6 protein-coding genes and 1 tRNA gene are annotated in these 5,291 nt (G+C 69.3%); 4 read left to right on the forward strand and 3 right to left on the reverse strand.

What is annotated here, in order from left to right:
* Positions 1–431: 431 nt before the first annotated feature.
* From KD1_RS06500 to upp, 3 genes are all read right to left on the reverse strand, one after another.
* Positions 432–1,106, reverse strand: coding sequence for a PH domain-containing protein (locus tag KD1_RS06500; RefSeq protein WP_068399292.1), 675 nt, complete (start codon positions 1,104–1,106; stop codon positions 432–434).
* Positions 1,107–1,190: 84 nt separating this feature from the next.
* Positions 1,191–1,364 (reverse strand): hypothetical protein, encoded by a 174-nt coding sequence (locus tag KD1_RS06505; protein WP_157073211.1) that lies wholly within the window; start codon positions 1,362–1,364, stop codon positions 1,191–1,193.
* Positions 1,365–1,479: 115 nt separating this feature from the next.
* The gene (gene upp, locus KD1_RS06510; RefSeq protein ID WP_068399298.1) at positions 1,480–2,118 is read right to left on the reverse strand and encodes a uracil phosphoribosyltransferase; all 639 of its coding nucleotides are present in this window, start codon (positions 2,116–2,118) and stop codon (positions 1,480–1,482) included.
* A gap of 113 nt (positions 2,119–2,231) precedes the next feature.
* On the opposite strand from upp, the gene KD1_RS06515 reads away from it, so the two are divergent.
* From KD1_RS06515 to KD1_RS06530, 4 genes are all read left to right on the forward strand, one after another.
* The gene (locus KD1_RS06515; RefSeq protein ID WP_068399304.1) at positions 2,232–2,663 is read left to right on the forward strand and encodes a nucleoside deaminase; all 432 of its coding nucleotides are present in this window, start codon (positions 2,232–2,234) and stop codon (positions 2,661–2,663) included.
* 119 nt (positions 2,664–2,782) lie between these two features.
* The gene (locus KD1_RS06520; RefSeq protein ID WP_068399300.1) at positions 2,783–3,811 is read left to right on the forward strand and encodes a metallophosphoesterase; all 1,029 of its coding nucleotides are present in this window, start codon (positions 2,783–2,785) and stop codon (positions 3,809–3,811) included.
* 89 nt (positions 3,812–3,900) lie between these two features.
* A tRNA-Ser gene (locus KD1_RS06525) sits at positions 3,901–3,990 on the forward strand.
* A gap of 399 nt (positions 3,991–4,389) precedes the next feature.
* Positions 4,390–5,291 (forward strand): MFS transporter (locus KD1_RS06530; protein WP_068399302.1); only part of this gene is annotated, 902 nt, incomplete at its 3' end.

Consider the following 5,291-nt stretch of genomic DNA (forward strand, 5'->3'; position numbering starts at 1 on the left):
CCCGCCGTTCGGTGCACGACTACCGAACGGCGGGCCCTCTGGCGTCGATGTGCTGGCCTGGCGTCGTTGTGCAGGGTTGGCCGGCGACCCACCGCGGGCCAAGCCTGCCTAACGACGACAGCCGTGCGTAACGACGTCACCCCGTGGCGGGTGAGGCGGGCGGAGCGGCGCGTGGCTGGGTGCCGCGTGCGCAGGGGACCTGGGCCCCGGCGGGGTCCTCGCAAGCGCGCGCCAATCCCCGCGAAGGTGAGGACGTGCGCGGGGGCCCGGGGTAGCACAACACAGTGAGGCCCGCCGTTCGGTGCACGACTACCGAACGACGGGCCTCCGCCCTCCCCAGGGCGACCGGTTCGATAAGAGGAACCGTTATCGGTAACTGTAGCGACGACGCTCCGTCATGTCACGGGTGGGGTGGAAATCGGGGAGCGCCGTCAGCGCCAGCGGCGCGGATCGTGCGGCGGCGGCGGGTGGCGGTCGTACGGCGCCGGGCTCTGCTGCTTGTAGCCCTGGGCGCGCTCGGTGGGCGTCCACTGCGCCTGCGACCACTGCGTCTGTGACCACTCGGCCTCGGTCCACACGGCCTGATCGTCGTAGGGCGGCAACTCGTCCGTGTCCGGATCGTCGTCGTGCCGATGGTCGTGGTCGGCCCCGTCGTCCTCGTCGTGGGTGTCGTCGCCGAAGATCTGCGCGACGATGGCGCGGTAGCTCGCGTCGGGATGCGGCACGTGATCGATGTCGCGCAGCGCCTGATCCTGGCCCGCGCTCTCGAGCACGAACTTCCCGAAGCCGAGAATCCGCCCAAGGATGGAGCGGTGGTAGGTCATGTCCGTGACCTTGGCCATCGGCATCATCGAGGCCCGGCGGTCGATGAGACCGTGCAACTTGAGGATGCGCTTGTTCGTCACGACGATGACCGTGCTGCGCCATTCGAGCAGGCACCACAGCAGGTATCCGAGCGCCGCCAGCCACAGCAGCCACACGAACCGCATGGATGCCCCGGCCGACGCCGGCACGGTGGCGTCGAGGTAGAGCGCGAGCACCGTCGCCGCGACCAGGATCGCCACCGGTTTGGCCAGGACCACCCAGTGCTGACTGATGCTCAGCACGAGCGTCTCGTTGGGCAGCAGGCGGCGTCGGACCTCGCGGCTCCTACGGGGCTGGGGTAGATCCACGGCTCACGGCCAGCCCGCTCAGTTGCCGATGAGTCGGTTGAAGAACGTCGCGATGTTGGTGACGCCGGTCCAGACGATGTCCCAGGCGGTCTTGACGATGTTGGCGGCCTGGTCGGGGCTCGTGACGATCGCGTAGATGGCGAAGAGCACGACGAGCCACATGATGATCTTCTTCACCGGGGGCATGCTCACGAGGCTCCTGATCGGATCGGCGCGGTCGGGGTGCGCGGGGTCGCCGCCCACCCATGGGTCGGCCCCAGTGTGCCGGATGCGGTTGGTGTGACTGCGGTGGCGCGCCGGAGTGGCGTCACACGACTCCGTAGAGGCGGTCGCCGGCGTCGCCGAGCCCGGGCACGATGTAGCCGTGCTCGTCGAGTCGTTCGTCCACGGCTCCGGTGACGAGCGTGATCGGGACGTCGAGACTCGCGGTGGCCTGCTGCAGGGCCTCGATGCCCTCGGGTGCGGAGAGCAGCGTCACCATGGTGATGTCGTCGGCGCCGCGGTCGACGAGGTAACGCGCCGTCTGCACCAACGTGCCGCCGGTGGCGAGCATCGGGTCGAGCACGTAGCACTGTCGCCCGGAGAGATCCTCGGGCAGGCGGTTGGCGTACGTCACGGCCTCGAGGGTCTCCTCGTTGCGCAGCATGCCGAGGAACCCCACCTCGGCGGTCGGCAGCAGGCGGCACATGCCGTCGAGCATGCCCAACCCGGCACGCAGGATCGGGATGATCACCGGCTTGGGTGAACTCAGATGCACGCCACTCGTCGGCGCGACCGGAGTCTCGAGTTCGACCGGTGTCGTGCGGACCTCGCGCGTCGCCTCGTACGCGAGCAGCGTGACGAGCTCGTCGGCGAGCCGGCGGAAGGTCGGCGAGTCGGTCCGCCGGTCGCGCAGGTACGTGAGCTTGTGGGCGATCAGCGGGTGATCGGGGGTCAGCACGCGCATGGGGTGAACCTACCGCCGAGGCCTCGAGACGGAGCGCGGTGGGGGAGACTGGGCGCGTGCACGAGACCTCCGATGTGGCCCGGCCGCCGGTCGACCCGGCGTTCGAGTCGGCAATGGGGCGCGCGCTCGAACTGGCGCGCGAGGCCGCGCTGGAGGGGGACGTGCCCGTCGGGGCGCTCGTGCTCGGGCCCGACGGAGCCGTGTGGGGTGAGGGGCGCAACACTCGCGAGCGTGACGACGATCCGACCGGGCATGCCGAGGTGGTGGCGTTGCGGGCGGCGGCGGCCCGGGTCGAGACCTGGCGGTTGGAGGAATCGACCCTCGTCGTCACCCTCGAACCCTGCCCGATGTGTGCCGGAGCGGCGATGCTTGCGCGGGTGGGTCGGATCGTGTTGGGCGCGTGGGACCCCAAGCTCGGCGCCTGCGGCTCGGTGTGGGACGTCGTGCGGGATCGGCGGGCGACCCATCGCATCGAGGTCGTCGGCGGGGTGCGCGAGGCCGAATGCCGTCAGGTGCTGCTCGACTTCTTCGCCGACCACCGCTGACGATCTGTCGCGGCGAGGGGAGACGTTCACCTGATCGTCGCCTGTTGGTCACCCGCGGAGGGGCGTTCGGCAGGACAGTGGTCCGGCCCCTGTGTGATCACGAAAGTATGAGGACTCGCATGTCGCTCAAGCGTTTCTCCCGCACCGCCGTGGCCGTCGTGGCCGCTGCTCCCCTGCTCATGGCCTCCACGGCGGCGCTCGCCTCCGCACCGGGCCAGCAGAAGCCGGGCAACTACTCCTTCGCCGTCATCGGTGACGTGCCCTACGGCCAGGCGCAGATCGACGCGTTCCCGGGCTGGGTCGACCAGATCAACGCCGACCGCGACGTGTCCATGACGATCCACGTCGGCGACATCAAGAACGGTTCGAGCGCGTGCACGAACGAGTACTTCGCGAACATCCGTACCCAGTTCGACCGCTTCGAGCAGCCGCTGATCTACGTGCCCGGCGACAACGAGTGGACCGACTGCCACCGCCTCAACAACGGTGCCTACAACCCGTACGAGCGCCTCGACATGCTGCGCACCACGTTCTTCCCGAAGCCGGGACAGACCCTCGGTGAGCACTCCACCAAGGTGGCGTCGCAGGTCAAGCTCGGTTTCCCGGAGAACGTGCAGTTGCGTCGCCAGGGCGTCAGCATGGCGGTTGTGCACGTCGTCGGCAGCAACAACGGCCTCGCCCCGTGGACCGGCGCGACCACCGCGAACGCGCAGCAGGTCACCGAGGAGAAGGCGCGGATGGACGCGTCGATCGCCCTCATCAAGGACACGTTCGCCCAGGCCGCCCAGCGCAACGACCGCGCCGTCGCGATCTACCTGCAGGCCGACATGTTCGACCCGACCTACACCCCGAAGCCGAGCGACATCTCGGCGTTCACGCCGCTGGTGCAGACGCTGATCGACGAGTCGAACGCGTTCCAGGGTCAGGTGTACCTCTTCGACGGTGACAGCCACGTCTACAACGTCGACCAGCCGCTGCAGGCCGGCTCGGTGTGGCTCTCGCGCTACGGCGTGTCGGGTTCGACCTCGAACCTGACGCGGATCACCGTGGACGGCTCGTCCAACAACCACGACTGGCTCAAGGTGACGGTCAACCGTCCGGGTGCCGAGTCGGTGCTGTCGTGGGAGCAGGTGCCCTACACCTCCTGATGCGCTGTGTGTCGGGGGCGAGCGGCGTGTGAGACGCACGTATACCCCTGATTTCTCGGGTGCGCCACCGCTCAGGTACTCTTCTCGGCGGTGGCGTGTCCGAGCGGCCTAAGGAGCACGCCTCGAAAGCGTGTGAGGGTTTACGCCCTCCGTGGGTTCAAATCCCACCGCCACCGCCAAACGAAGTAGGACCCGACACGCTTTTCGTCGGGTCCTACTTCGTTTATTCGACGCGCGGGATTTGGGAGGAGCGAGGAACGAGCGACGGTTCCCACCGCCACCGCCAAACAAGATGGACCCCGACACGCTTTTCGTCGGGGTCCATCTTGTTTATCCGGCACGGGGGATTTGGGAGGAACGCAGCAGACCGCGAGGAACGAGCGGGCTGCTGCGTGACGGCTCCCACCGCCACCACCTCGCGCGCTCAACCCAGCCCATCCCCACTCACTCCGACGCCAATCGCGAGCGTCACACGAAACGTGCCACCGTCCCATGCAATAACCTGCGACGCGCGCACCCAACGTGCGACGCTCACCCAGACCCACGCGGAGCGCCGTGCGGAACGTAGGGTTCCCACCGTGACACTGACGTCGGATCGGCGAATCGGGCTGCTGCTCCTCGGAGTGGCGGCCGGCACGAACATCCCCACGCCGTTGCTGCTCATCTACCGCGACCAGCTCGGCATGTCGTCGACGGCGATCACGGCCCTGTTCGGCGTGTATGCCCTCGGACTCGCCCCGGCGCTGGCCATCGCCGGCCCGTCGGCCGACCGGTGGGGCCGCAAGACGGTGGCCATCCCCGGCGCGCTGCTCTCGCTGATCGCCACCCTGCTGTTCATCGCCGCGCAGGACAGTGTGGCAATGCTCTTTCTCGTCCGGTTCCTTCAGGGTGCCGGCGCGGGGGCGACGTTCAGTGTGGGTAGCGCGTGGCTGGTCGAGACCGCGGCCCAGGCCGGTCGACACTCCGGAGCGCGGGTCGCGGCCGTGACCATGACCGGCGGGTTCGCGATCGGCCCGGCCGTGGCGGGGCTGATCGGCGAGTGGGGGCCGTGGCCGCTGACCCTGCCCTACCTGTTGCACGCCGTCGTACTCATCCTGGCGATGCTCGTGGCGCTGACCGTGCCCGAGAGCCTGGGGCGCTCCGGTGGCGCATCGGTGGGCGAACCACGCCCCGGGCCGTTCAAGCCCAAGGGTCTGCGCACGGCGATCCTCGTCATCGCGCCGCTGGCCTTCTGTGTGTACGCCTACCCGGCCACCGCGGTCGGCGGGATCCCGGTGCTGCTCGGTTTCCCGGTTGCGCCGGTGGCCCTGACCGGCCTGCTCGCCGGGGCCTCGCTCGGCGCCGGGACGGTCGCGGCACCCTGGCAGGCCAAACTGGGCGTGCGCACCGCTCCGGTGGCCGCCGCGTGTGGCGTCGTCGGCTTCGGCCTGACCGCCATCGCCGCTGCCGTGCCCGCGCTGCTGTTGCTGGCGGTACCCGG

This window comes from Kribbia dieselivorans NBRC 106261, assembly GCF_001552435.1.
GTDB classification, from domain to species: Bacteria; Actinomycetota; Actinomycetes; order Actinomycetales; family Dermatophilaceae; genus Kribbia; species Kribbia dieselivorans.